Raw genomic sequence first — 22,256 nt, forward strand, 5'->3', positions numbered from 1 at the left:
TCATTTCTCTTTATTAAAAATTATTTGTTGAATATTCATGTGATCAGGAAATAATTTTCCCGTTCTCATCGTATTTGTAAAATCCCTCATTTGTTTTTTTACCAAGTTTTCTTTCACGTACTAATTTACGAAGCACAGGGCAGGCTCTGTATCGGGGTTCACCAAGAGTTTTCCAAAGTGTTTCCATCCAGGCGAGTACTTCATCGAGTCCCATCATATCTGCCATTTCCAATGGACCGTTCTGAAAATTATATCCTAATTTCATTGCAGTATCAATATCTTTTGCAGTTGCTACACCCTCCATTAAAATATACATTGCTTCATTGAGTAGAGGAACTATAGCACGGGTAGTTACAAACCCGGGATACTCGTAAACTTCAACAGGTGTTTTCCCGATTCGTGCAGCAAAGATTTTTACTTTCTCCACTGTTTTATTTGATGTATGAAGTGATTTTACCAATTCGACCAATGGAATTTTGGGCACTGGATTTAAGAAGTGCATACCTATCACCTGATCGTTTCTGGAAATTGACCCGGCAAGTTTTGTTAAGCTAAGCGTGGAAGTATTTGAAACAAATATAGTTTCTTTCTTTACCTGCTTATCAAGCTCAATAAATATTTTTTTCTTTAATTCAAAATCTTCTTCAACTGCTTCAATAATCAGATCGCAGTTTATTGATTTATCAAGTTTAGTTTCCCACTTAACCCTTCCATTAATTGCGCGCTTTTCAGAATTAGTCATTGCCCATCGCTTTATTTCATGGTCAATTGATTCAAAGAAATTTTTCTTAGCTCTGTCGAGTGATTTACTATCTTTCTCAATGATGATTACTTCAATTCCGGCAGCCGCAATGGTTTGTGCTATACCCCTGCCCATAATTCCCGCGCCAATGATTGCGACATTATTTATTCTTTCTGAGTCTTCATTCGAATTTGTTTTTTCGAGTAAGTCTTCAAGCTTTAATTTTTCTTCCTTCATATTTCACCTTGTTTTTTGATCCATTTTTTGTTTTAATAAATTTTGAATATCCGATAAATCTTTTTGATCAACTGTAAGATCTAATGAAACTTTATCATTATCCCGTTTAACTTTTATACTATTTAAAATCTCTTTTATCCTTCCATTGACATTTTTGGGGGAATAATTACTTATTGCCGAACGAATAGCAACGGAGAATAAAAATGCATCTTTCTCATTTGACAATTCCCATATCGAAGCAAACTCTGCACCTGATTCGAATGAGCCAGAAAGTGAAATACTCTTAATCGAACTAAACATTTCTCTTGCAACTTCACTTCCACCTGAATTAGCTAATTGGCTTATTAAAATCGAAGCATAACTACCTTTATCTGTAACCATCCAATAATATTTTTTCTTTTGAATATTATTTATAGCAGTCATCATTTCACCATTTTCTTTAATTGATTTAAAAACATCAGAAGTAATTGAGGCAATTGTTTCGTGATTGTTAACAATAAGAAGCAGCGACTTATTTGCAATATAATATTCTGCGGAGGGGTTACTTTCTTTAAAATATATTTTTTTTGTGTTGCTAAGATATGAACTAAAACTACTTTCAAAATAGTTTTTAATCTTATCAATATTTTTATCGAAACGAATGATAAAAAGATTATTGCCTATCCAGGAAGTAGCGACATAAACTTCAGCAATACCATCGTCCATTCCAATGCCGGTGGCGGATTCAAATTCACTTAGCCAGTTTTGTTTTTGGTAACCGTCTAATGATTTTTTAAAATACCCCTGCCATAAATCAGTTCGACCTAATTGATTTAGGTCCATAAACAAAACAAATTCGGATCCGTGGGGAATGTAATTAAAGGCTTCCAGTTGTTCATTGGTAAGCGATTCAGGCTGATCTTCATTATTACAACCAAAACAAAAAATTAGAGCTAAAGTTGAAAATATAATCCCCGAAAACTTCATCTTAAAAATCTTTTTTTCTAAATAAATAAATCGTAAATCCTAACATTAAAATTAAAAACAAAAACGATGTCAAAACAGGTTGATAGTCTGTGATTCCTTGACCGGTAGAAACATTATACAAAATATTTCCCATCAGCTCAGAAATTTTTGGGATACAATAATAAAGCACATCTATTGCTGTTCGTGCAATTTCATTTTCGATCATTGGTTTAAATTGTGTTCTGCCGGCTAAAAGTAATGGGCTCAGAATTATAAGAACAAAGTATGCAATCATCATTCCAGGTATAGAACTTTTTGTCATCACCCCAAATAATATTATGATTGAGTACAGAACGGCAAAAGCAAAAGTAATTATTAGGGCAGAGAGCAAGAATGAAAAATCCCAATAAGAAAATTTTAAAGAAATGATCAGCCAAACACCGAGTATTAGCAATAAAATATTTATAAAAACAACGAGCACTCCCCCAAGGTATTTTCCAATAATTAATTGATCGCGAGAAATCGGTTTGGATAATAGTAAATCAATATTTCCTTTTTCAAGCATGGTGGGGATAAAACTTGAGCTGGCAAAAATAGAGAGAAGAATGCACAAACCTGCCAGCGGAGATATAACAAGAAATTCTAATGAAGAAATAATTTCTTTCATTGAACCAGAGCCTCCTGCTTTGTTGATTGAACCAATCAACATATCTACATTTAATATGCTGTAAGTTCCAATCATTATCAGCAGCACCAAAACAGTAACTATCAAAAAAAATATAAAGACCTTACGCGCAAATGCTTCTCTTATTGTGGCGAGCGAGACTATCCAAATATTTTTCATTTCGATATTCCTTCTTCCGACTCTTTTATCACAGAGATAAACATATCTTCGAGAGAGGTCCGAAGCGGTTTAATTTCTTTAATTAATATTTGTCTACTCCGGAGTTCATCAATTAAAATATTTAACTCAATTAGCGATGAAACACGTACCGATATTAACCCTTCCTTTTGCTTTTTTATTTGCAAACCCGAAATATCTGACTGAAAATTTCCACCACTGAAGTTGTCGAGCATTATTTCATATTCTTCTTTTCTTTCAGTCAATTCCTTAACTGTACCATCGCGCAAAAGCTGTCCACGATTAAGAATCCCAACTCTATCCGTTATTAATTCAACCTCTGAAAGCAGATGACTATTAAGGAAAATAGTTTTCTGCCTGTTTTTTAATTCCACAAGCAAGTCTCGAATTTCTTTTCTACCAATTGGATCAACGCCATCAGTTGGTTCATCTAAAAAAATAAGATCGGGATCGTTAACAAGCGCTTGGGCAAGTCCTAAACGCTGCATCATACCTTTAGAATAAGATTTGATTTTTGTTTTTTTCCATTGTAAAAGTTTTACCAGTTCAAGAAGTTCATCTATTTTTTTTTCAAGTTCTACCCCATCCTTTCCGCTTAAGCGTCCGAAATATTTTAGCACTTGATAACCTGTTAAATAGGATGGGTATTTATGATTTTCCGGGAGATAGCCTACTCTGTTTTTAAAATGATAATTATGGGGATCACTCCCTAGTATAACTGCGCTGCCTGAAGTTTGAAAAGTGATTCCAAGCAATATTTTTACAAGTGTTGTTTTGCCGGCGCCATTAGGACCGAGAAGACCGAATATTTTTCCTCTTTCCACACTAAGTGACAATTCTTGTAAAGCATTTACTTTGCTTTTGCCATAATTCGAGCTGTAAATTTTAGATAGTAAAGTTGTTTCGACCGCATTCATAGATTATTTATTGTTTATAAAGACAAAATTTTGCTTATCAAATTTACGGATTTTTAGCTTGAAGATAATTTAAATTGTGAGAAACAATATTTGAACTTTATATTGAAAGGTAATATAAAATTTTGATTTTGATATTAATAAATTGTTAAGCTGACAAATAGTTATTAATTTTACATTAGTAATAACCTTGAATAATTTTTTGCGGGCGTAACTCAGTTGGTAGAGTGTCAGCTTCCCAAGCTGAATGTCGCGGGTTCGAATCCCGTCGCCCGCTCAAGATAATTTTTTGGAAAGTTGACGTAAATATTTCATATTTGTAACACAAATTTTCAAGATAAATATCAAGAAAATTTGGGCGCTTAGCTCAGCTGGTTTAGAGCATCTGCCTTACAAGCAGAGGGTCCGGGGTTCGAATCCCTGAGCGCCCACATAAAAATTATCCCACATTAAAGTGGGATTTTTTATTCTACTATTAACATCTCAATTCTTAATCTAAAGACTACTGTATTAATTCTGATCGAATTTTAATTTTAGATTTTCATAATCTTCAGGCCTGTTTAGATTAAAAAATAATTCATCTTTATAGAAAAGTAATTTTTCAGGATGAATAATTTCTGCATCCACACTTTTTAAGAAACAATGGAATGACTTATCACTCATTTCATTGTTTGAGATAAATTTTTCAATTTCCTTTAAAATCTTTTTTGAGTAGCGTCCAACCAATGGCTGATGATAACCTGCAGTTTCACAAAATTTTATCGGTTTATCACTTTTGTATTCGATAATGTATTCAATCATTTCTTTGCTCATTAAAGGAACATCACATGAAATAATAAAATTTTGTTCGGTTTTTGAGTTAAGTAATCCTGAATGAATTCCGGCGAGTGGTCCTTTCCATTTGTAAATATCTTTATATAAAGGAAGGTTGAGAAATTTGTATTCATCAGGCGTGTTTGTGATTATTATTACTTCAGAAAAAATTGATTTCAACAAATCAACAATACGCTCGATGATGCTTCGATTTCCTAATTCCAAAAAAGATTTGTTCACTCCCATTCGAGAGCTTTTGCCGCCGGCAAGAATTACTCCGGTTATATCAAAATACATTTCACTATTTCTTCATTTTGCAGTTTAAGTTTATTTTCTTTCAACAATTCATTCACTTCAGCATAAGTTTTTCTTTGCTTGAATTCAATCGGCACACCAAGCTTAGGTGAGATGTAATCAATCAAATCTTTATAAAGATTGAAAGTCTCAATCGGTGAAATCATCGTGGAAATTTCAACATAAATTTTTTGCTGCGATGATAATTGTGTTGAATAAAAAGATATTTTTTCATCCTGTAGAATTATCTCTTTCACATTGCGGTCAGAGTTGCAGCATGCGAATAAAAATAAAATTAGGGCTAAAGCGAAAAAATTAAGCAGTCTATTCATTTCAGTAATATTGATTTACTTTTAAATCAAATATATGGAAATTTAAAATGACGAACTTATTTTAAGAAATGTGAAATTGCATTGAGACTTTTTTAAAATGTTACATTGATTAAATAAACCCCACCCAATATTACCAGCACACCACAAATTTTCTTTATCCATAAAATTGCTTTCGACTCTTCAGTCCAGTTTAAGTATTGCTGAACTTTTTTTGATAAAGTTCCGGCTCCAACAATTACTGAGCAATGACCGATACCAAAAGCTAACAACAACAATGAGGCAGATGCAAAATTTGTTTGTGCAGTTTGAAATACGATACCAAGTACAGGTGCCATATAAGCAAACGTGCAAGGTCCAAGCGCAATTCCAAAAAGTAATCCAAGGATTAGTGCAGCTAATAATCCTTTAGATTTTGTTTGTCTTAATGCTGAGTTGTTCCAATCAAACTTTATAATATCTAAAAGATAAAGTCCAACAAGAAAGAAAATTCCTGCAACAAGGTAATTTCCCGTTGATCCGACATCACCCATTAATCTTCCGAGTGACGCTGTGATGATTCCAATTGCAGCAATTGTAATAAGTATACCAACTGAAAAAATCAGTGAGATATAAAATGTTCTACTAAGTGCAATTTTACCTTGCGAACTTATAAACCCAACAACAAGTGGAATGCTTGATAAATGACAGGGCGAAAGCAGAATAGACAAAACTCCCCATCCGAATGATGCCATCAATGCTATCCAATAGTTTTCGTACAGGGCGTTACTTAGTACTGTGAATATTTCTTCAATCATATAATTAACTTTTCTTCGGTTTTAATCCTTTGCCTTGCAAAATTTTATCTATCTCTGCTTCAGGATAGAATCCTTCATGTCGATGAAACTCTTTTCCATTTGCATCAAGAAAAACCTGGGTGGGAATCAATTTAATACCATATTGAGTTGCATACTTTTTTTGATCTTCCTTCCAAACATCATAAAAAATTACTTTAACCTGATCACCATATTTTTCTTCAATTGATTTCATAACAGGCTGCATTTGCTTACAGGGGATGCAATTGACTGATCCAAGTTCGACAAACGTAACTTTAAAAGTGCCAGCCTGATTAATAATATTTTCGTTACTGCTGTTTTTATTATTATCACTTGTAGTAAAAGAAAAATATAAAACAGCAACAGCTATTAATCCAATTATTGAAAAGTATTTCATTTAAGCCTCCTTTAACCAGCTAATAAGTTGGTCGTCTTTAGGTATTATTCCAAAACTTTTAACTTTTTCATTTATAATTAGTCCGGGTGTCATCATTATACCGTAGTTCACCATTTCCTGAATGTCTGTTACTTTTTCTACCGTTGCATCAATCTGATTAGCTGCAACTAAATCCCTGACTTTTGCTTCAAGAGTTTGGCACTTCTTGCAACCTGTACCAAGAACTTTTACCGAAATCATTTTATTCTCCGTCTAAAATTTTTAATGAATTTGCAATTGTATCATTTACAGTTGCCTGCTTCATATAACGTGCGACCTGCATTGCTTCAACAATTTCTTCGTTTGATATTCCATTTTGCTTTGCCATTTTAGACCACATTTGGGTGCAAGTATCACTGCCCAAAGCACTTGCAACTCCAATACCAACAAGCATTTTATACTTATTGGGTACTTTCTGATATTTTTCATTCTCAAAGATGAGAGCTTTTTCTTGCATCTGATTCTCAGCAAACTCAGGTGCAAAATGTTTTAGTAATTCCATAGGTGTTTTGTTGTTCATAATATGTCTTTTATTATTGGTTATTATTTTAAATGCTTCGTCAATTAGCGAAATAATTATAGACTATTTCTTACACTTTATTAAATGTCTATTAACAGATTTTAGATTAATTCTATCCTCATCAATTTTGTCTAAATCCCCTATCCAAAAATCAAGTGAAGTTAAAATGGCAATAACCCGTGCATCATTTGCACTGCGATTTATATAATAATTAGTCCATCTTCCTTCCTTTTTCTCAACAATAAAGCCAGCTTTTTTCAATAGATTTAAGTGTTGCGAAACTGTTGATGCCGCTAAATTGAGAATACTCATAATTTCACAACCACAGAGCGGTCGAGATTGAAGCATTTTAATAATTCTAAGCCGGTTTTTGTCGGATAGTACTTTGAAGATATTTGATGATTCTTCCATTTATTCTATTTCGTTATATACCGAAATATATGGAAGGAAGAATTGTACTCAAAATAATTTTTAAACTATATTTTTTACTTCACACTTATCACATTCAAATTGCAGTGTTGTATGATTGATTTCATATTTATCGTGCAGATTTTTTTCAATCTGTTTTTGAATTTCTGTTGTTCTACTAACAATCATATCTTCAACTTCAATGTGTGCCTCAAAATGCGTGTCGTTATCGTTTAGCTTCCACAGATGAATATGGTGAATATTTTTTACGCCCTTTATCGATTCAACTAAAAGCTTCAATTCATTTAACTCAATACCTTCTGGCGCAGACATCATAACAATTTCAAGAGATTCCTTAACTATCTCATAAGTTTCTTTTAAGATGTAAAGAGAAATAAGAATTGTTAACAGCGGATCAATCCAGTAAATTTTGTAAAAGATTATAAATACAGCTCCGATAATTACGGCGAGTGAAGAGACTGCATCACTGAGAAGATGAAAATAGGCTGCGCGAATATTGAGATTACCTTCAGAACCTTTTTTCAAAAGCAGTGTTCCTGCCACATTTGCAATCAAACCTAAAGCCGCAACAATCAACATTAAGCTTCCGGTAATTGGTGAAGGATTATAAAACCGTTCAATCGCTTCTTTAATTAAAAAGAAACTAATAATGATGAGCGTGCTTGCATTTATAATTGCCGCAATAATTTCAGCACGTTTTAAACCAAAAGTATATTTGAATGTTTTTGGTTTTTTGCTCAACCTCATTGCAATGTAAGTAATGATAATTGCAATGCCATCACTAAAGTTGTGTAATGCATCTGATATCAATGACAAACTTCCCGAAATAAAACCGCCGATGACTTCTGCTATTGTTATGAAAAAATTCAGAGCCATAGTTATGAACAGATTTTTCTCTGAAGTTTCATGACCGCTATTATGTGAGTGATTGTGTGACATAATTTATCCTTTATTTATTTAGTCATTGCGAATGTAGCGCAGTGAAGTAAAACAATCTTAACATAATTTGCAATAGATTGCTTCGTCCCGACTAAGTTCGTCGGGACGCGCAATGCCTTACACAAATTTATTTAGCAGCACAATCAATACAAACGTGCTTGCCATCTTTAATTCTTCCATATCCTTCGACTGTCATTTCGCCGCACTCTTCGCAAACGAATCCGTTAAAGCTGTCTTTGTGTGGTTCAAGTTTGTAATCAAACACATCAGAAATTTTTACTAACATTTCTGCTGGTGCATTCATCACTTTATTAATTAATGGATCGACAACTTCTGCCGGAACTTTGCTTGCCGGAATTCCTTTTTCTCTGTACTCTTTGAAAAAGTCGGTTTGTTTATTTGCAAGCATTGCTTCCGCAGTTGGAGTAACACGAACTGCTTTTCCTGTTGCTTTGTTAACAACTGTTACAGCCCATTTACCTTTGTGTGTTTTTTTGATGTTGCCTTTTCCGAAAGTTGTACCCATTATTACTTGCAGTCCGTCTGCATAGCAAGTAGCACAATGATCTTCACCAAGATCAACGAACGCAATAATTTGTCCGTCTTGTGCTCTATCAACACCAAGTTTATTCATTGCTGCTGCGCCTACTCTTAAGCCCATTGGCATAGCGGGGCATTTGTGTCCGTGAAATTTTTGTCCGAACTCTAACCATTCTTGTGGATTTGTCATTTTAGTAACTCCTTATTTTGTTATGACTTTATGTTAATTATGTTTCTTCTTTTAGTCTTGTCATACTCGCGAAAGCGGGTATCCACTGTTTTATAGATTCCTGCTTCCGCAGGAATGACAAACTCAATTAGTTAAAAAATATTTGAAATTGTAATTCACCTAAATATTTATTTTCAGCAGTCGAAAACTGCGTTTTAAAATCAGTCATCAGCTTTGTTTTATCCGTAAAGTAATAATTCATACCTGCGCCGTACCATTCATTACCTGTCGTTTCTGAATTTAGGTCAGAATATTTTTCTATAAATCCAGTTAATTGTAGATCAGAAATAAGATACAACGTTGCTAAACCATAATACCCCCAGGCTCTATCTTTGTTGATATTTGCTTGAATATATTCTGATTGAAAACCAAAAGATTTGTAAATCATTTGATATTCAAATCCAAAACGAAAATCTTTTCCGGTAATTTGGTCATTCGCATCGTAAATAGTATTCATCGTTATTGAATTTGCATAACGATAAGCTCCGGAGACTCCGACTTCAATCAACGTATTATCATTTTTAATCAGATTTAATTGAGCGCGGGAAGTATAAAGTAAATCCAAGTCTTTATTCTTTCCCGGCGATTCAAGATTTGCGTTGAAAATACCCAAGCTTAAGTTTAACGGGATGTGGTTAGGTTGAAAAGTAAACTGAACACCAATTTGCCTTGCCATAGATGTTGTACCATGTACCAAAGCGTTTACTACTAATGCTCGTTCCAAAACCGGAATCATATAATCTGGCTGCATTCTTTGTAAAATAAAATCCGGCACAAATCTTCCGGCGCGAAGTGAACCAAAGTTATTAAACTTCACATCTGCAAAAGCATCCTGCAGCATTACCGATTCATCTTTGAACGAACGATATACCATTTGAATTTTGTACGATACATTTTCTAATGAAGGCACGTTTCCATCAACCCAAAGTTTTGCTCTGCGAATCATAAAATCATTTGTATTTTCAAAATCAGTTGTAACTTTTGTTTGGATGTAGCCGTGTAATTTTGGTTCAGCATTTTGTGCAAAGGTTGAACTGAATGAAAAAATAATTATTACATAGAGTATCAAAAATAATCTTCTGTTTGTCATACTCGCGAAAGCGAGTATCCATTTCCTTGCAGCCCAATTTGCAAATAACCAAGACATAGATTCCCGTTTTCGCGGGAATGACATTGCAGAAATTCTTCTCACAACACACCCCAAATCATTTTAACTGCAATTCCTAAAAGCACTACAGCATAAACTTGTTTTACCATTTTAGGTTTTGCTTTGCCGGACATAAACATTGCTCCAAGCTGCGATGCGATGATGACTGCAACTACGACTAAAATTGTTAGCGTCCAGTTCATTTCACCTTCAGCAGCGTGTCCTAAGTATCCGCTGAAAGAAGAGAACGTAACAACAAAAGCGGTTGTAGCTGCTGCTGCTTTTGTCTTGTAGCCCATCCACATTAAAATTGGAGCGATAATAAATCCGCCGCCGATTCCGAGCAATCCACCTGCAAAACCCGCAAAAGCTCCAACTCCACTTCCAATCAATGAACGCTTCTTCAATGGCATTACTTCTTCTGGTTCTTTTTGATTTGAAGCCCAAAGAGTTCTAACAGCGGCAACTACAACTGCAATTGCAAACAAAATCATCAATGGTTTTTCCGGAACGAACTTAGAAGTGTATGCACCGATAGGGGAAAAGATTAATGCAGCGATAGCCATAGCTGCGCCTCCTTTCCAATCCACTAATTTTTTTCTGGAGAAAGGAATTAGTGCAAGAAGTGTGTTTAAACCATTTAATAAAAGTCCAAGCGGAATTGCAACTTCTTTCATAGGAAACCCAGCCCACTTTAGAACCGGCACGTAAACCATTCCTCCGCCAAGACCAAGCATCGCAAAAACGAACGACACTATAAAAATTATTATTGATACAATTAGATATAACATATTATTTCTCTTTTAATTTTCTCTTGTCATTGCGAATCCCACCCTGCCACCGCAGGCAGGTTTAGTGGGTGAAGCAATCTATTTTATCTTTGGAGATTGCTTCGTTCCTCGCGATGACTATCTTGATTTATCCAATATTTGGTAAATGAATTATAACTTCTTCCTTTGTTCTTTCTGAACAAGAAATACAAACTTTCTTTCCGTCCTTTACACGTAAGTATCTTTCAAAAACATACTCGCCGCAGACTTCGCATTTTGCTTTATTGAAAGAACCTTTGACGGGTGTGTATTTGAAATCTTCTAAGATAGTTACATTAAATAATTCTTCGTTAGAAGCATTAAGAACAATATCAATAATATCTTTTCTTACTTCTTCGGGAATTTCCGAAGGTTCAATCCCCTGCTTGCGGTATTTGAAAAATTCGTGCGGAGCAAGTTTATCTTGAAATTCATTTTTCAGAAATATTCTTACCGCATCTTTTTTACCCGGATACCAAAAGATTGCAGCTACTTTTCCATAGTTCAATCTTTCAATCATTCCTTTACCGAATGTTGCGCCGGTTGAGGACATAATTCCGTCCTGCATACAACCTTGTGGATGACCAACTCCCATCTCAGAAAACACGTGCATCTGATGATCCAAACTTTTTTTGACACCTAATTTTTCCATTGCCAAGGTTCCCATTCTATAACCGATTGGCATAAACGGGCAGCGATGTCCGTGAAATTCAAAAGTCCAATCTGGTAATTGAAACATAATAATCTCCTAATGTAATTTTTCTGTGTGATCTATTATTGAATTATTTATGACAGCTTGAACAGCTTCATCAATATTTTTTATATCCGTTACAACCGGTTTAATTTTAAGTTGAAGCATACTTTGATAAGCACCATTTCCCATTCCACGTGCGAGTAAAATCTGGCAGTCTTTAATTGCTTCTGCCATACTGATATGTTTGGAATGTGAATGTTCATCAAATCCGTGCTGTCCATCTGAATGATGATGTTCTTCCTGCACAAAATTATTATGACCAAGCTTTTCACGCCGTTCTCTTTTTACAACGTTACCGTTTTCAACAAACAGCACTTCATAATATTTTGCTCTACCGAAATGCTGACTGATTGTTACTCCGTCATCTGTTACTAATGCAATGTTGATGTTTTTGTTTTCCATTTAGATTTCCTTTTATTAAGTAAACGATTACTCACTTATATTGATTAAAAATTTTTATTTCTTTTCTAATGCTCTTTTTATTAAACCAATCATACGTTCACAGAATTTTTCTTGCTTTGTAACTCCGGGTTCCAGTATCATTTCAATGTTTAGAGAAATTGGAATTCCCATATAAAGAGTGGCGACATTTTCAACATTAAGCGATTTATCCCAAACCCCTTCATTCATTCCTTGCTTTATAATTCTGCTTATATATTCTTTTTGAGTAAGAAGGATTTCCCGCAAACCTTTCTTTAGTTGTGAATCATTCATATGAGCTGCTTCAGAGAAAAGAAGTATTGTTACACCCTTGTTTTCAATAAGATATTTTATGTGTGTGCAAAGGAACTTAAATAATTTCTGTTCTGCACTAAGAGTAGATGAGTAAGTGATCTCCTCCTGATCTTTTATAAGTTCATTTTTGACATCAGCAAGAATAGAAAGCATTATTTCTTTCTTAGATGAAAAATGACGAAAAAGCGCACCTTCTGTAACTCCAATCTTTGAAGCAAGATTTCGGGTAGAAAGCTTACCAATTCCTTCGGAGGAAATAATTCCCAAAACAGCTTTCTTAATCTGTCCTTGTCTTGTTTCTGTATCTAATCTTTCTGCTGCCATTTTAATCCCTTTAAATAAATAAGTAAACACTCACTTACTAAAATACATCTTTTAATTTAATTGTCAAGTCTTTTTTAAAATAATTTTGTGAATAATTAAAGCGATATATAGTATTTGCTTCTTTCGATAGACATTCGAATGGCAAGTATTTGAAATTTCAGCTTACCAAAAGATTTTTACTCATCCCAGAAATACATTTTAGCTTCTGTTGATTGAGAATGAGTACTTTGGATTTCTCTCAATGTTTTTCTTAACTGTGAATTATCTTTTATCTTAATATATCTGGCTGTTTCCCTTGCAACTAAAAGTTTTGGATAGAAAGATGTTTTATTCAACTCATGGATATCTTTGGCAACGATGTTAATAATATCATCATATTTACCGCGAGGCATTATTGTTTCCGCAATTCCTAATCTTAACATTGCTCTGAATTCATCTGTCGGCAAGTAACCATTAAAATGGTAGTATGAATTTCCGTTTTGATCTAAGAAGTAAAAAGATGGCGTCCAGTAAGCACCAAGTGTTTTTCTTGCTTCCCTCTCTTTTATCAGATCAAGTTTAAGAAGAACAAACCACTCATTCATTTCATCAATAACATTTTGATCTTTATATGTGGTGGCATTCATTTTTTTACAACCACCACAATTATCCATTTCACATTGAAGAAGAATTGGCTTGTGTGATTTTAATGATTCTTCTTTTGCTTGTTCAAGATTATTTAACCAATTCATTTTATACCTTTTTAATAAATTAATGATATTCAGTCAATGCGAACGAAGTGAAGCATTCTATCAGACTACTTCTATTCACTTACGACAGTAATTGCTGTATCAGCTTTTATGTTATCAGTAACCGGGCAGCGGCTTTCAGTCTCTTTTAACCAAGATTCTTTTTCTTCTTCGGTTGCGCCGGGCATATCAGCATTTACTGTTACAACTATGTTTTGAAATCCCGCACGCTCTTCAAATGAACAGCCGAGAAAAGTACAAGGATTTATCACTCCTTCAATCTTTACTTTTATACTATTCAGTTTCAATCCTTTTTGCCGTGCAATTTCGTGTCCGGTAACATTTAAGCAACCGGCAAGGGACATTAACAAAACTTGAATCGGAGATGGACCTTCATCAGTTCCGCCCATTCCTTTTGGCTCATCGATAATCAATTTGAATTTACCGGCTTGAATATTCATCTTTGTCGGATTTTCACTTTCACCGGTTATTAGAACTTTCATTTCTCTTTTTTGTGTGCTCAATTTTTATCCTTTTGTTATATAATCTAAAATATAGTTAACTATTTCGTTTACTTTCTCTTCCGTAACCGGAGTTTTGCCCTTCACAATTTCAAAATCTGTTGTGTTTATATGTTTGTAATTTGTACTGCCTCTTAGTTTCAAAGTTTCTTCAGCGCAGTTTATCGGGCAGCCATCAAGCACTACTATGTTTGAATATTCCCCTTTGGATTTTTCAGCGAACTTTTCATCAACTGAAAACCTTGCAAGACATAACATTTTTGCCTTACCACTCTGCATCAATTTACGCGCAACTAAATCTGAATATGAACCCGTATTTGATGCACCAGAACAAGCTACAATACCTATTTGTCCTTCTGTTATTTTTTATCCTCATTATATTCACTTCTTTATAATTACAAAGTATAAACGTAAGGTTTACCAAACTCATTCATAAATTTGTTGAAGTTAGTTTTAACTTGCTCAACATTATCATTTTTAATTCCTTCTTTCCAAGCATTTACAATTTCTTCCACCGGTGTAAAGAGTTCATCGAATTTTGGATCATCCTTTTTTTGCTGGTATGATTTTACTTTACTGGTCATTCTGTCAACCATTTCAAGATGATTTTTTGCGCCGTCAACATTTCCAGCAGAGAACATATCCATTGCATTTTTTATTTCGGCTCTCCACATAAACATTACATCCGTCAAATCAGTCCGTCCGTTATTTCTGTGCATCTTCCCAAATGTCATACAATAAAAAGGACAGTATTTTTGTGCAAGACGGTATTCTTTCTTTTCAATTCTTTCACGGATTACATTCGTATTATCCATCAAATCTTCCAAATAAGTTTTCCACTGCGGATCATTTGCATATTCAGCCGGTGGATTGTCTGAATATTTTTCAGATAGAATTTTTAATTCCGCTTCGAGTTCATCAATGTTCTTAATGAATTTTTGCTGGTCGAATGAATCCATATTTCGCAGCATACCGCAAGTCATTACAGCTTTTTTATGCCACGGGGCAATTTCCTCATCAAATGATTTTGTTTGTGAATATAGAAAACTGCTTATTGTTAATACGAACAAAACGAAAAAGAACTTTTTGTTGAACATTTTATTTCTCCTTTTAATTTTTCAGTGAAACTCCGTGTTTTCTCAGTGGCTCTCTGTGTAACTTCTTTTTTATTACACGGAGAAACATAGAGTATTCACAGAGGGTGATCAATTTATTTTAACTTTTCTCTTTTCAAAAATGTAATACAGCGCTGGTAGAAAGAGGAATACCAGCAGCAAACCAAATACTAATCCTCCGATTACAGCAATAGCCATTGGCTTTAACAATTCTGTTCCTTCGCCAATGCTTAACGCAAGTGGAAGTAAACCGATTATTCCAACAATGTCCGTCATCAAAATTGGTCGGAGACGAACAACTGCCGCTTTTTGAATTGCGTCTATCAAACTCATTCCTTGTTCACGAAGCTGGTCGATAAATGTTATCAGAATAACGCCTTGATTAATTTCTATTCCGGCAAGCATGATAAAACCAATCATCACCGTTACGCCAACTGGTTGATCGGTAAGATACAACGCATACGAAACACCGATCAGCGAAAGCGGAACACGTATAAGTATAATGAACGGCTTTAAAAATCTTCAAAGTTTATTACAAGAACCACGTAGGCAAAAAACATTGCTATCAAAAGAATGATAATCATCGTATTGAAATTTTCACTTAGCATCTGCGACTGTCCGCCGTAATTAATTTTATAACCAGCCGGAAGCGAAAATGTAGAAAGCATTTTCTCAACATCTGCAGTTGCTTCTCCGACAGTTTTACCGGAAACATTTGCCGTCGCTTTAATTACTCTGTTCTGATCTTTCCTATCTATTTCCAAAGGACCGGAACGTTGCTCAACTTTTGCAATTGTGTTTAATCGTATCTTACTTCCGTTGTTCGGATAGATTGAAAGATTCTCAACATTGCTAATACTTTTAATATCTGTCTCATCAACAACAATTCGTATCGGATAGTAATAACCTTTCTCTTTGAACTGAGTTGGAACATTCCCATCAATACTTGATTTAATTGTGGACGCAACTTGATTAACGCTTAATCCTTGATCAATCGCTTTTGTTCTATCAACAAAAATCTGATACTCCGGTTTTGTAATATCGATTGAAACATCAATACCGGTAAGCCCATCAACTTGTTTTAGCAAACCGGAAACACGAGTTGCGTTATCATAAATATTTTCAATAGGTTCGCTTCGTGGAGCGATAACTTCAATTTCAATATCAAAATCGCCGGTTTGCTTAATTCCTTTCAGCTTTGTGTGAAATGTTTTCATCTTTAAGCCGGGAAACTTTACATTCTGTTGAACAAGCGGAGTTAGGTTTTCAACATATTCATCTGTCGTCATTGTTCGCTTTGAAGGATTAACAAGTTGAATATTTACTTCGCCTTCATTCGCAATTTCATAAGTTACAAGTCCCCAGATCTTACCGCCGGAAAGAGAGGAATATTTTTCAATGTAAGGCTGGTCTTTTACAAATTTTTCGAGTTGTAAAATTACTTTATGCGTTTCTTCCATCGAAGAACCGGTAGGCATTTTTATTTTGATTGTAATTAATCCGTCATCTGCTTTTGGTAAAAATTCAGAACCAATTTTGCCTAAGAATATTATTCCAACATAAAATAATCCAAGAGTAACAAGAACAACAATCCACCTAAATTTTAATGACAATTTTAGCAGAGGCTTATAAGGTTTGATGATAAGCTGGATAAATCCATCAGCAAGTTTTGAGATAATTCCTTTTTTAATTTGAACCGGTTTCCCTTCCTTAAACAGTAAAGAAGTAAGTGTTGGTGTTAATGTTAAAGCAACAATAAGCGAGAGTACAATCGTAATTGCAACTGTTAATATTGGAATGGAAGAAACAAAGCGATAAAAGTTAAAGTTGCCGTTAAAACTGCGCCGCTTACCTGCTCTGCACCTTTTTGTACCGGATTAAGTTCTTCCGGTTCTTCTTCTTGAATACGTGTGATGTTTTCAAGCACAACAATACAGTTATCGAGCAGAACAGTAATCGCGACAACTAAACCGCCAAGAGTAAAAATGTTGATTGAAAAATTCAGTAATTGCATAAAAAAGAATGTTCCGAGCAGTGTAACCGGAAGCGTAAGTGAAACTATCAAAACTCTTTTCCAGCCGGTTAAGAAAAATGCCGTAATAATTATAACAAGCAATGCTGCAATTAAAGCTGCATCACGAACACCGGCAACTGCTGCACGAATGTAATCAGCTTGATCATAAATGATATCAAGATTTACGGATGGAGGAATTACAGTTTTTAACTCTTGCAATTTTTTTGCAACCAGGTCAGATACTTCTATTGTATTAGCGCCAGTTTGCTTGAATACAGAAAGTTTAACACCTTCTGTTTGATTTAATTTATTTTTTATTCGTTGGACAGCATAACCGTCTTTAACATCTGCAACATCTTTAAGGAGTACTAATCCTTCGTTCTTACCTTTTGAGATAATCAGATTTTCAATTTCATTTACATTAGAAAATTCTCCATTTGTTCTTACAATGTAATCTCTTCTTGCGGATGTAACTCTTCCGCCAAGCAGTTCCATATTTTCATCTTTCAAACGTTGAGCAACTTTATCAACCGATAAACCGTAGCCTTGTAGTTTTACCGGATTGATATGAATACGAATTTCTCTTTTCAATCCGCCGGTAATTTCTGTCCCGGCAGTTCCTTCAATGGAAGTGAAATGATCTTGCAATTCATTCTCAACATACGTCCTCAGTTTTGTTAAATCCATTTGATCGGAAGTAATCAGCAAATCCATAACCGGCAATTGCGAAGGATCAGCTTTGAATACGAGAGGTTCTTCAGCATCTCGGGGTAAAAACTTTCTTACTTGTCCAAGTTTAGAAAGAACATCTTGATAGGCAATATCACGGTTAGCATTGTATGTAAAGTAAACTTGAAGTGCGTAAAGACCTTCAGTGCATTGCGTTTCCATATAATCAAGATCATCAACGGTTGCAACCTTGCGTTCGATTACTGTTGCGATGTTGTCTTCAATTTCTTCCGGTGTGGCTCCGCGCCACGTTACATAAACTTTTATCATTGGATAAGTAATATCCGGTAAAAGATTTGTTGCAAGCTGCGTGTATCCGAGGATACCAACCACAACAATGGCAAACATTAGTATAATAACTGTTGCCGGTCTTTTTATTGCTGAAGTTGAGAGTTTCACTTTTTCTTCCCGTCTTTATTCATTTCTTTCGGTTTTTGAACCATCACCTTTATTCCATCTTTCAAAAGTTCTTGTCCCATCACAACAATTTTTTCTCCTTGAACCAATCCAGAAATGACTTCTGTAAATTTATCGTTTGAAATTCCCGTTGTAACAATTCTTTGATGCGCAACTGTATCTTTAATAACGTAAACTATCTTTTCATCTTTTTGATTAACAATAAAAACGTCATTCAGAACGGTAATAGTTTTCTCTTTTTTATCAGTAATCAATTCAAGTTCAGCCATCATTCCCGGAGTAATATCTTTTGAGCCGTTTGTAAGTTTCAATTCGACTGGAAAATTTCTTGTTACCGGATCAATCTGCTGATACTTCAATGTTACTCTTGCTGCAAATTCTTTTTCGGGGAATGAATTGAACTTTACTTTCAACTTATCGCCTAATTTTATTTTAGAAAATAAATCTTCAGACACAGAAGTTTTAATGATAAGCGAATTGAAATCAACTATAGTAAATAGATTTTGTTTTGCAGAAACAGCACTTCCAGCTTCAATAAACTTTTGTGTAATAGTTCCACTTAAAGGAGAAATTACCGGAACACCAAGAAATAATTTTTCCGCATACTCCAATTCTTTCTTCGCTTGTTCAAGCTGCGAGTTTAATTGTGCATACTCTGGACTTGCGTCAGATACTTGTTCAAGTTGTGATTTTAATATTTCTACCTTGCTTTTTGATTGAGACACAAGTGATGTTCTTTCTTGTGTTCCGATGATTGCAAGTAGTTTATCTTTCCGCACAAAAACATTTTCGCTCACATTCAGTTTCTCTATGTAACCATCTGTCGGCGCTAAAACTGTTGTCATTATTTTAGCTTCAACAGTTCCGGTAAGATTAATTGATTTTGTAATTGAAGCAAGTTTTACTTCTTCAACTTTTACAAGCGGTGCTTTTGGTTTTGGCTTGTCTGTTTTTTCTTCTTTCGAACATCCGACTATCAGAACAGCCAAAATGGCAACTGATATAAATACTTTTGCTTTCATAAAATTTATTTCCGTTATTTTTATCTCTATTGTCATTGCGAGCAAGTCTTCGAGCGAAGCAATCTACCACACGAAAGATTGCTTCGCCCCGATAAATCAGGACTCGCAATGACAGTAATTAATTAAATGGTATTTCATCGCTTCCAATATTGTAATTCAACTCAGCAATGGTTGTTAACAAATCAATAACAATCTGATTGTAGTTAAGCTTAGCAGTTGTTAAAATCGTTTCCGCATCAAGCACATCAAGACTGCTGCCTTTACCGATATTGTATTTCATATTTGATGTTGTCAAACTTTCTTCTGCAAGTTTTACAATTTTCTGATTACCGCTCAACCGGCTTTTAATATCCTCCAGCTTTACCAGATTATTTTTAATATTTAATTCAAGCTGTTGAAGAGTCCCATTTTCATTTTCTTGCAAAGCCTCGATTCTAATCTTTGCCTGTTCAACTTTCTCTTTAAAATTTGAACCTCGAAAAAATGGAAGAGAGTAAGAAACAGTAACGCCGATATTCCAGTTAAAATTTCCCATTGGAATTTCGCCGTCCTCTACATTCGTAATGCCAAAAGCATATAGATTTGGATAGTATTCTTTGTTTAACAAATCTGATTCTCTGCTTCTCAATTCTTTTTGTGTTCTGATATTTTCCAGATCGGGATGCTGGGCAGCTAACAAACTTTTAAGCTCATCGATATTGTAAGTCTTACCTGAATATTGATTCCATAATTCGTCAATATTATCAACCACACCGAATGAATCACCAAGGAAATTACCGCATCGTGCATTGATATTATTCTTCTGTACATCAAGTTGATTCTTTGCTTTCACGAGTTCATCAAGTGCAACCTCAATCTGAACCTGAGCTTTGATAACGTCAAGGTTGGAAACTTTTCCAATGCCATACAGTGCTTCAGCATTTTTAAGATGTTCTCTCAACTGTGCAATTGCTTCCTCCTGAATTTGAACAGTGTGGTTTGCTTTCAATAATTCCAAATAACTTTTAGTGATTGAATAAGAAAGTACCAGACGTAATTTTCTCCCAAAGTTTTTATCGATATTTACTGACTCATCAACATACTCCTTCTGAAGTGAATTCTTGTCCCAATCATAGATAAGCTGATTGATTCTGAAATCAGCGTAAATATCATTTAAAGAATTTCCAAGCAGTTTTTGTTTATTTGGAAGAAGATATTTCCATCGGGAAATGTTCAAATCAAAAAATATCTGTGGTTGATAATCTTTGGCGAGATAATCAATTTGCTTCAAACTTGCTTCGATGTTCTTATCGTTAGCTCTGAGCTGTGGATTATTTTGGAATGCAATGTTTACAAGCTCCTCTAATTTATAAATCTTATCAGTCTGTGCGAATGCTTTTGAAGAAATTAAAAGCAAAAGCATAAAGCCGAATAAAATCAATTTACTTTTCATTTTTTAGCTTCCTCAATTCGTTTAGAAAAAGCCTGATATACTTGTTTTGCCCTCGACCTATCAATTGCTTTTGTTTTCAGATATTTCAAATTCTCAGTTGTCATATCAAGTTTAGAAAATGGAATCCCAAGAATAGCCTCATTAGGCTTTGCATCAGTAGCATCACGGCAGCCGTAACAGCCAAAACTCATATTTATTTTTTGAGATTTAAATGGAAGGACAACCGAATCAACACAAACTGCTTGCAAAATACTTGTGCTCATATCTAACCTTCCGCCATCTTCATTAAGATAAGCGAGAGCAATCCACATAAGTTTTTCAACTTCATCTTCAATTACAATTACATCGGGATTTTCTTCCCAATCTTTTAATGGCATAGCAACAACAGCTTCATATTTACCTTGTTCAATGTGCGGCATATCATTCATTACATTTACTGCCGAATTTTTATCTCTAAAAATTCCATATCCTTGAAGCATCGTTCCATCTTCTAAATTTTTAGGTAACGGCTTAAATCCCAAAGCTGCAGCAGCGGCGGGACAGGAAATACCATCCTTAGTTAGAATTAATTTTTCTCCATTACGCGCACGCATTACTAACTGACAAAGTCTATGATCATCAGCTTTTGGAATCCCGTTTTGTGAATAGGTCTCATAAAATTTTATTCCTACCGGCTCATATTCTAAACCAACTGAATCCTTTAATGTTTCTGCAATCTTTTCAAATTTCGTTTTCATATTATTCCCACTAAGTATTCTGTGATTACTAATAAAGTATATTTTATTTTGTAAATCTATTTAACCTTTATAACCATTTAAGAACATTGTTAAATGTTCCAACATTTTTTCATCATATTCGATTTTATAAAGCAATTCATTATTTTTATTCAGCACGAGAACCGATGGTGCAAAAAAAGTTTCATACTTTAGTTGCAGTTCGTTGTGCTCATAAGAATCAACAATCCAGTAATCCAAATTGTTTATCATTCTCCTTTACAAAATTCAGAATATCAATTAATTGATTCTTACACATCTCAAGCGTGCAGTAGCAAGACATTGATGCACTGAAAAAAAGTATCTTTGTTTTGTTTGATGAGAAGAATTTCTCATCAGCATAATTATAAAAAGTATTTGAGAAGTGGAGATACCACTGGTTGAATAGGACTAAAGCTGAATCTTTTGAAATGTTCGAAATTGTGTTTTCATAATCACTGAAATGCTTCTTCAGACTATCAAATTGATTAATTGAAGTTTGATATTTACTCTCAAACTCAACTTTATCATAACTCTGGGAAAGTAAATCTCTTAGTTTGATTAAATCATTATCAGCATCTGAGCTTTTATTAGAAAGATCAATAAAATACTGTGCTGATGTCTTCTCAATTGATTCATATACCTGAGCAGAAGCAGTAATCGAAACTGTAATTACAATGAGGATAACTAGATAAAATTTTAACAACATAAAA

The 22,256-nt window shown here is 34.4% G+C and carries 30 protein-coding genes and 2 tRNA genes; 2 read left to right on the plus strand and 30 right to left on the minus strand.

Features of this window, described 5'->3' with window-relative positions; translation table 11 throughout:
* Positions 1–43: 43 nt before the first annotated feature.
* From IPH11_02350 to IPH11_02365, 4 genes are read right to left on the minus strand one after another with little or no spacing between them, the layout of a single operon-like run.
* A complete protein-coding gene (locus IPH11_02350; protein ID MBK6912557.1) occupies positions 44–979 on the minus strand; it encodes an NAD-binding protein in 936 nt (311 codons plus the stop codon).
* Between the two features lie 3 nt (positions 980–982).
* Positions 983–1,945 carry a hypothetical protein gene (locus tag IPH11_02355; protein MBK6912558.1) on the minus strand — a complete coding sequence of 321 codons (963 nt, stop codon included), beginning with the start codon at positions 1,943–1,945 and terminating at the stop codon, positions 983–985.
* 1 nt (position 1,946) lies between these two features.
* A complete protein-coding gene (locus IPH11_02360; GenBank protein MBK6912559.1) occupies positions 1,947–2,768 on the minus strand; it encodes an ABC transporter permease subunit in 822 nt (273 codons plus the stop codon).
* Positions 2,765–3,703: an ABC transporter ATP-binding protein gene (locus tag IPH11_02365; GenBank protein ID MBK6912560.1), complete on the minus strand. Its 939-nt coding sequence runs from the start codon at positions 3,701–3,703 to the stop codon at positions 2,765–2,767. The genes IPH11_02360 and IPH11_02365 overlap by 4 nt, the downstream gene beginning before the upstream one ends.
* A 201-nt stretch (positions 3,704–3,904) precedes the next feature.
* On the opposite strand from IPH11_02365, the gene IPH11_02370 reads away from it, so the two are divergent.
* A tRNA-Gly gene (locus IPH11_02370) sits at positions 3,905–3,977 on the plus strand.
* A 79-nt stretch (positions 3,978–4,056) separates the two neighbouring features.
* Positions 4,057–4,131, plus strand: a tRNA-Val gene (locus tag IPH11_02375).
* Between the two features lie 79 nt (positions 4,132–4,210).
* Here IPH11_02375 and IPH11_02380 read toward each other — a convergent pair.
* The 26 genes from IPH11_02380 to IPH11_02505 form a co-directional block, all read right to left on the minus strand.
* Positions 4,211–4,810 (minus strand): molybdenum cofactor guanylyltransferase, encoded by a 600-nt coding sequence (locus IPH11_02380; protein MBK6912561.1) that lies wholly within the window; start codon positions 4,808–4,810, stop codon positions 4,211–4,213.
* Positions 4,795–5,139 (minus strand): hypothetical protein, encoded by a 345-nt coding sequence (locus IPH11_02385; GenBank protein ID MBK6912562.1) that lies wholly within the window; start codon positions 5,137–5,139, stop codon positions 4,795–4,797. The genes IPH11_02380 and IPH11_02385 overlap by 16 nt, the downstream gene beginning before the upstream one ends.
* Before the next feature lie 92 nt (positions 5,140–5,231).
* Positions 5,232–5,933, minus strand: coding sequence for a cytochrome C biogenesis protein (locus tag IPH11_02390; GenBank protein ID MBK6912563.1), 702 nt, complete (start codon positions 5,931–5,933; stop codon positions 5,232–5,234).
* 4 nt (positions 5,934–5,937) lie between these two features.
* A complete protein-coding gene (locus tag IPH11_02395) occupies positions 5,938–6,348 on the minus strand; it encodes a thioredoxin family protein (GenBank protein ID MBK6912564.1) in 411 nt (136 codons plus the stop codon).
* Positions 6,349–6,588, minus strand: a complete 240-nt coding sequence (locus IPH11_02400) for a thioredoxin family protein (protein ID MBK6912565.1) — start codon at positions 6,586–6,588, stop codon at positions 6,349–6,351.
* Position 6,589: 1 nt separating this feature from the next.
* On the minus strand, positions 6,590–6,907 hold the full coding sequence (locus tag IPH11_02405) for a carboxymuconolactone decarboxylase family protein (protein MBK6912566.1): 318 nt from the start codon (positions 6,905–6,907) through the stop codon (positions 6,590–6,592).
* A gap of 63 nt (positions 6,908–6,970) precedes the next feature.
* A complete protein-coding gene (locus IPH11_02410) occupies positions 6,971–7,318 on the minus strand; it encodes a winged helix-turn-helix transcriptional regulator (protein ID MBK6912567.1) in 348 nt (115 codons plus the stop codon).
* Between the two features lie 60 nt (positions 7,319–7,378).
* Positions 7,379–8,275 (minus strand): cation transporter, encoded by an 897-nt coding sequence (locus IPH11_02415; protein ID MBK6912568.1) that lies wholly within the window; start codon positions 8,273–8,275, stop codon positions 7,379–7,381.
* A 127-nt stretch (positions 8,276–8,402) separates the two neighbouring features.
* On the minus strand, positions 8,403–9,005 hold the full coding sequence (locus IPH11_02420) for a TraR/DksA C4-type zinc finger protein (protein ID MBK6912569.1): 603 nt from the start codon (positions 9,003–9,005) through the stop codon (positions 8,403–8,405).
* Positions 9,006–9,132: 127 nt separating this feature from the next.
* On the minus strand, positions 9,133–10,191 hold the full coding sequence (locus IPH11_02425) for a hypothetical protein (protein MBK6912570.1): 1,059 nt from the start codon (positions 10,189–10,191) through the stop codon (positions 9,133–9,135).
* Between the two features lie 41 nt (positions 10,192–10,232).
* Positions 10,233–10,982 (minus strand): sulfite exporter TauE/SafE family protein, encoded by a 750-nt coding sequence (locus IPH11_02430; protein ID MBK6912571.1) that lies wholly within the window; start codon positions 10,980–10,982, stop codon positions 10,233–10,235.
* Positions 10,983–11,109: 127 nt separating this feature from the next.
* A complete protein-coding gene (locus IPH11_02435) occupies positions 11,110–11,739 on the minus strand; it encodes a TraR/DksA C4-type zinc finger protein (protein ID MBK6912572.1) in 630 nt (209 codons plus the stop codon).
* 9 nt (positions 11,740–11,748) lie between these two features.
* Positions 11,749–12,156 (minus strand): NifB/NifX family molybdenum-iron cluster-binding protein, encoded by a 408-nt coding sequence (locus tag IPH11_02440; protein ID MBK6912573.1) that lies wholly within the window; start codon positions 12,154–12,156, stop codon positions 11,749–11,751.
* A 54-nt stretch (positions 12,157–12,210) separates the two neighbouring features.
* On the minus strand, positions 12,211–12,813 hold the full coding sequence (locus IPH11_02445; protein ID MBK6912574.1) for a TetR/AcrR family transcriptional regulator: 603 nt from the start codon (positions 12,811–12,813) through the stop codon (positions 12,211–12,213).
* A 176-nt stretch (positions 12,814–12,989) separates the two neighbouring features.
* Complete coding sequence (locus IPH11_02450; GenBank protein ID MBK6912575.1) at positions 12,990–13,544, minus strand: thioredoxin family protein; 555 nt, start codon at positions 13,542–13,544, stop codon at positions 12,990–12,992.
* Positions 13,545–13,615: 71 nt separating this feature from the next.
* Entirely contained in the window at positions 13,616–14,065 is a 450-nt protein-coding gene (locus IPH11_02455) for an OsmC family protein (protein MBK6912576.1), read from the minus strand.
* Positions 14,066–14,068: 3 nt separating this feature from the next.
* A complete protein-coding gene (locus tag IPH11_02460) occupies positions 14,069–14,425 on the minus strand; it encodes a putative zinc-binding protein (protein MBK6912577.1) in 357 nt (118 codons plus the stop codon).
* Between the two features lie 32 nt (positions 14,426–14,457).
* Positions 14,458–15,159 (minus strand): hypothetical protein, encoded by a 702-nt coding sequence (locus IPH11_02465; protein MBK6912578.1) that lies wholly within the window; start codon positions 15,157–15,159, stop codon positions 14,458–14,460.
* Between the two features lie 108 nt (positions 15,160–15,267).
* Positions 15,268–15,681: an efflux RND transporter permease subunit gene (locus IPH11_02470; protein ID MBK6912579.1), complete on the minus strand. Its 414-nt coding sequence runs from the start codon at positions 15,679–15,681 to the stop codon at positions 15,268–15,270.
* Positions 15,682–15,689: 8 nt separating this feature from the next.
* A complete protein-coding gene (locus IPH11_02475) occupies positions 15,690–16,976 on the minus strand; it encodes an efflux RND transporter permease subunit (GenBank protein MBK6912580.1) in 1,287 nt (428 codons plus the stop codon).
* Positions 16,964–18,319: an efflux RND transporter permease subunit gene (locus tag IPH11_02480; GenBank protein ID MBK6912581.1), complete on the minus strand. Its 1,356-nt coding sequence runs from the start codon at positions 18,317–18,319 to the stop codon at positions 16,964–16,966. Before IPH11_02480 ends, IPH11_02475 begins: the two co-directional genes overlap by 13 nt.
* A complete protein-coding gene (locus IPH11_02485) occupies positions 18,316–19,359 on the minus strand; it encodes an efflux RND transporter periplasmic adaptor subunit (protein ID MBK6912582.1) in 1,044 nt (347 codons plus the stop codon). Before IPH11_02485 ends, IPH11_02480 begins: the two co-directional genes overlap by 4 nt.
* Before the next feature lie 118 nt (positions 19,360–19,477).
* Positions 19,478–20,791: a TolC family protein gene (locus IPH11_02490; protein ID MBK6912583.1), complete on the minus strand. Its 1,314-nt coding sequence runs from the start codon at positions 20,789–20,791 to the stop codon at positions 19,478–19,480.
* On the minus strand, positions 20,788–21,528 hold the full coding sequence (locus IPH11_02495) for a DUF169 domain-containing protein (protein MBK6912584.1): 741 nt from the start codon (positions 21,526–21,528) through the stop codon (positions 20,788–20,790). Before IPH11_02495 ends, IPH11_02490 begins: the two co-directional genes overlap by 4 nt.
* Positions 21,529–21,588: 60 nt before the next feature.
* Positions 21,589–21,777 carry a hypothetical protein gene (locus tag IPH11_02500; GenBank protein ID MBK6912585.1) on the minus strand — a complete coding sequence of 63 codons (189 nt, stop codon included), beginning with the start codon at positions 21,775–21,777 and terminating at the stop codon, positions 21,589–21,591.
* Complete coding sequence (locus tag IPH11_02505; protein ID MBK6912586.1) at positions 21,746–22,252, minus strand: hypothetical protein; 507 nt, start codon at positions 22,250–22,252, stop codon at positions 21,746–21,748. Before IPH11_02505 ends, IPH11_02500 begins: the two co-directional genes overlap by 32 nt.
* Positions 22,253–22,256 lie beyond the last annotated feature (4 nt).

It is taken from the genome of Ignavibacteriales bacterium (assembly GCA_016709155.1).
Taxonomy (GTDB): Bacteria; Bacteroidota; Ignavibacteria; order Ignavibacteriales; family Ignavibacteriaceae; genus JADJEI01.

What these genes read in the sequence shown, in the direction of transcription:
- IPH11_02440 (MBK6912573.1), bottom strand. Translation starts at nt 12,156, where the DNA reads ATGGAAAACAAAAACATCAACATTGCATTAGTAACAGATGACGGAGTA.
- IPH11_02405 (MBK6912566.1), bottom strand. Translation starts at nt 6,907, where the DNA reads ATGAACAACAAAACACCTATGGAATTACTAAAACATTTTGCACCTGAG.
- IPH11_02445 (MBK6912574.1), bottom strand. Translation starts at nt 12,813, where the DNA reads ATGGCAGCAGAAAGATTAGATACAGAAACAAGACAAGGACAGATTAAG.
- IPH11_02415 (MBK6912568.1), bottom strand. Translation starts at nt 8,275, where the DNA reads ATGTCACACAATCACTCACATAATAGCGGTCATGAAACTTCAGAGAAA.
- IPH11_02430 (MBK6912571.1), bottom strand. Translation starts at nt 10,982, where the DNA reads ATGTTATATCTAATTGTATCAATAATAATTTTTATAGTGTCGTTCGTT.
- IPH11_02410 (MBK6912567.1), bottom strand. Translation starts at nt 7,318, where the DNA reads ATGGAAGAATCATCAAATATCTTCAAAGTACTATCCGACAAAAACCGG.
- IPH11_02505 (MBK6912586.1), bottom strand. Translation starts at nt 22,252, where the DNA reads ATGTTGTTAAAATTTTATCTAGTTATCCTCATTGTAATTACAGTTTCG.
- IPH11_02385 (MBK6912562.1), bottom strand. Translation starts at nt 5,139, where the DNA reads ATGAATAGACTGCTTAATTTTTTCGCTTTAGCCCTAATTTTATTTTTA.
- IPH11_02380 (MBK6912561.1), bottom strand. Translation starts at nt 4,810, where the DNA reads ATGTATTTTGATATAACCGGAGTAATTCTTGCCGGCGGCAAAAGCTCT.
- IPH11_02465 (MBK6912578.1), bottom strand. Translation starts at nt 15,159, where the DNA reads ATGTTCAACAAAAAGTTCTTTTTCGTTTTGTTCGTATTAACAATAAGC.
- IPH11_02400 (MBK6912565.1), bottom strand. Translation starts at nt 6,588, where the DNA reads ATGATTTCGGTAAAAGTTCTTGGTACAGGTTGCAAGAAGTGCCAAACT.
- IPH11_02490 (MBK6912583.1), bottom strand. Translation starts at nt 20,791, where the DNA reads ATGAAAAGTAAATTGATTTTATTCGGCTTTATGCTTTTGCTTTTAATT.
- IPH11_02425 (MBK6912570.1), bottom strand. Translation starts at nt 10,191, where the DNA reads ATGTCTTGGTTATTTGCAAATTGGGCTGCAAGGAAATGGATACTCGCT.
- IPH11_02350 (MBK6912557.1), bottom strand. Translation starts at nt 979, where the DNA reads ATGAAGGAAGAAAAATTAAAGCTTGAAGACTTACTCGAAAAAACAAAT.
- IPH11_02360 (MBK6912559.1), bottom strand. Translation starts at nt 2,768, where the DNA reads ATGAAAAATATTTGGATAGTCTCGCTCGCCACAATAAGAGAAGCATTT.
- IPH11_02450 (MBK6912575.1), bottom strand. Translation starts at nt 13,544, where the DNA reads ATGAATTGGTTAAATAATCTTGAACAAGCAAAAGAAGAATCATTAAAA.
- IPH11_02420 (MBK6912569.1), bottom strand. Translation starts at nt 9,005, where the DNA reads ATGACAAATCCACAAGAATGGTTAGAGTTCGGACAAAAATTTCACGGA.
- IPH11_02435 (MBK6912572.1), bottom strand. Translation starts at nt 11,739, where the DNA reads ATGTTTCAATTACCAGATTGGACTTTTGAATTTCACGGACATCGCTGC.
- IPH11_02395 (MBK6912564.1), bottom strand. Translation starts at nt 6,348, where the DNA reads ATGAAATACTTTTCAATAATTGGATTAATAGCTGTTGCTGTTTTATAT.
- IPH11_02355 (MBK6912558.1), bottom strand. Translation starts at nt 1,945, where the DNA reads ATGAAGTTTTCGGGGATTATATTTTCAACTTTAGCTCTAATTTTTTGT.
- IPH11_02495 (MBK6912584.1), bottom strand. Translation starts at nt 21,528, where the DNA reads ATGAAAACGAAATTTGAAAAGATTGCAGAAACATTAAAGGATTCAGTT.
- IPH11_02500 (MBK6912585.1), bottom strand. Translation starts at nt 21,777, where the DNA reads ATGATAAACAATTTGGATTACTGGATTGTTGATTCTTATGAGCACAAC.
- IPH11_02390 (MBK6912563.1), bottom strand. Translation starts at nt 5,933, where the DNA reads ATGATTGAAGAAATATTCACAGTACTAAGTAACGCCCTGTACGAAAAC.
- IPH11_02365 (MBK6912560.1), bottom strand. Translation starts at nt 3,703, where the DNA reads ATGAATGCGGTCGAAACAACTTTACTATCTAAAATTTACAGCTCGAAT.
- IPH11_02485 (MBK6912582.1), bottom strand. Translation starts at nt 19,359, where the DNA reads ATGAAAGCAAAAGTATTTATATCAGTTGCCATTTTGGCTGTTCTGATA.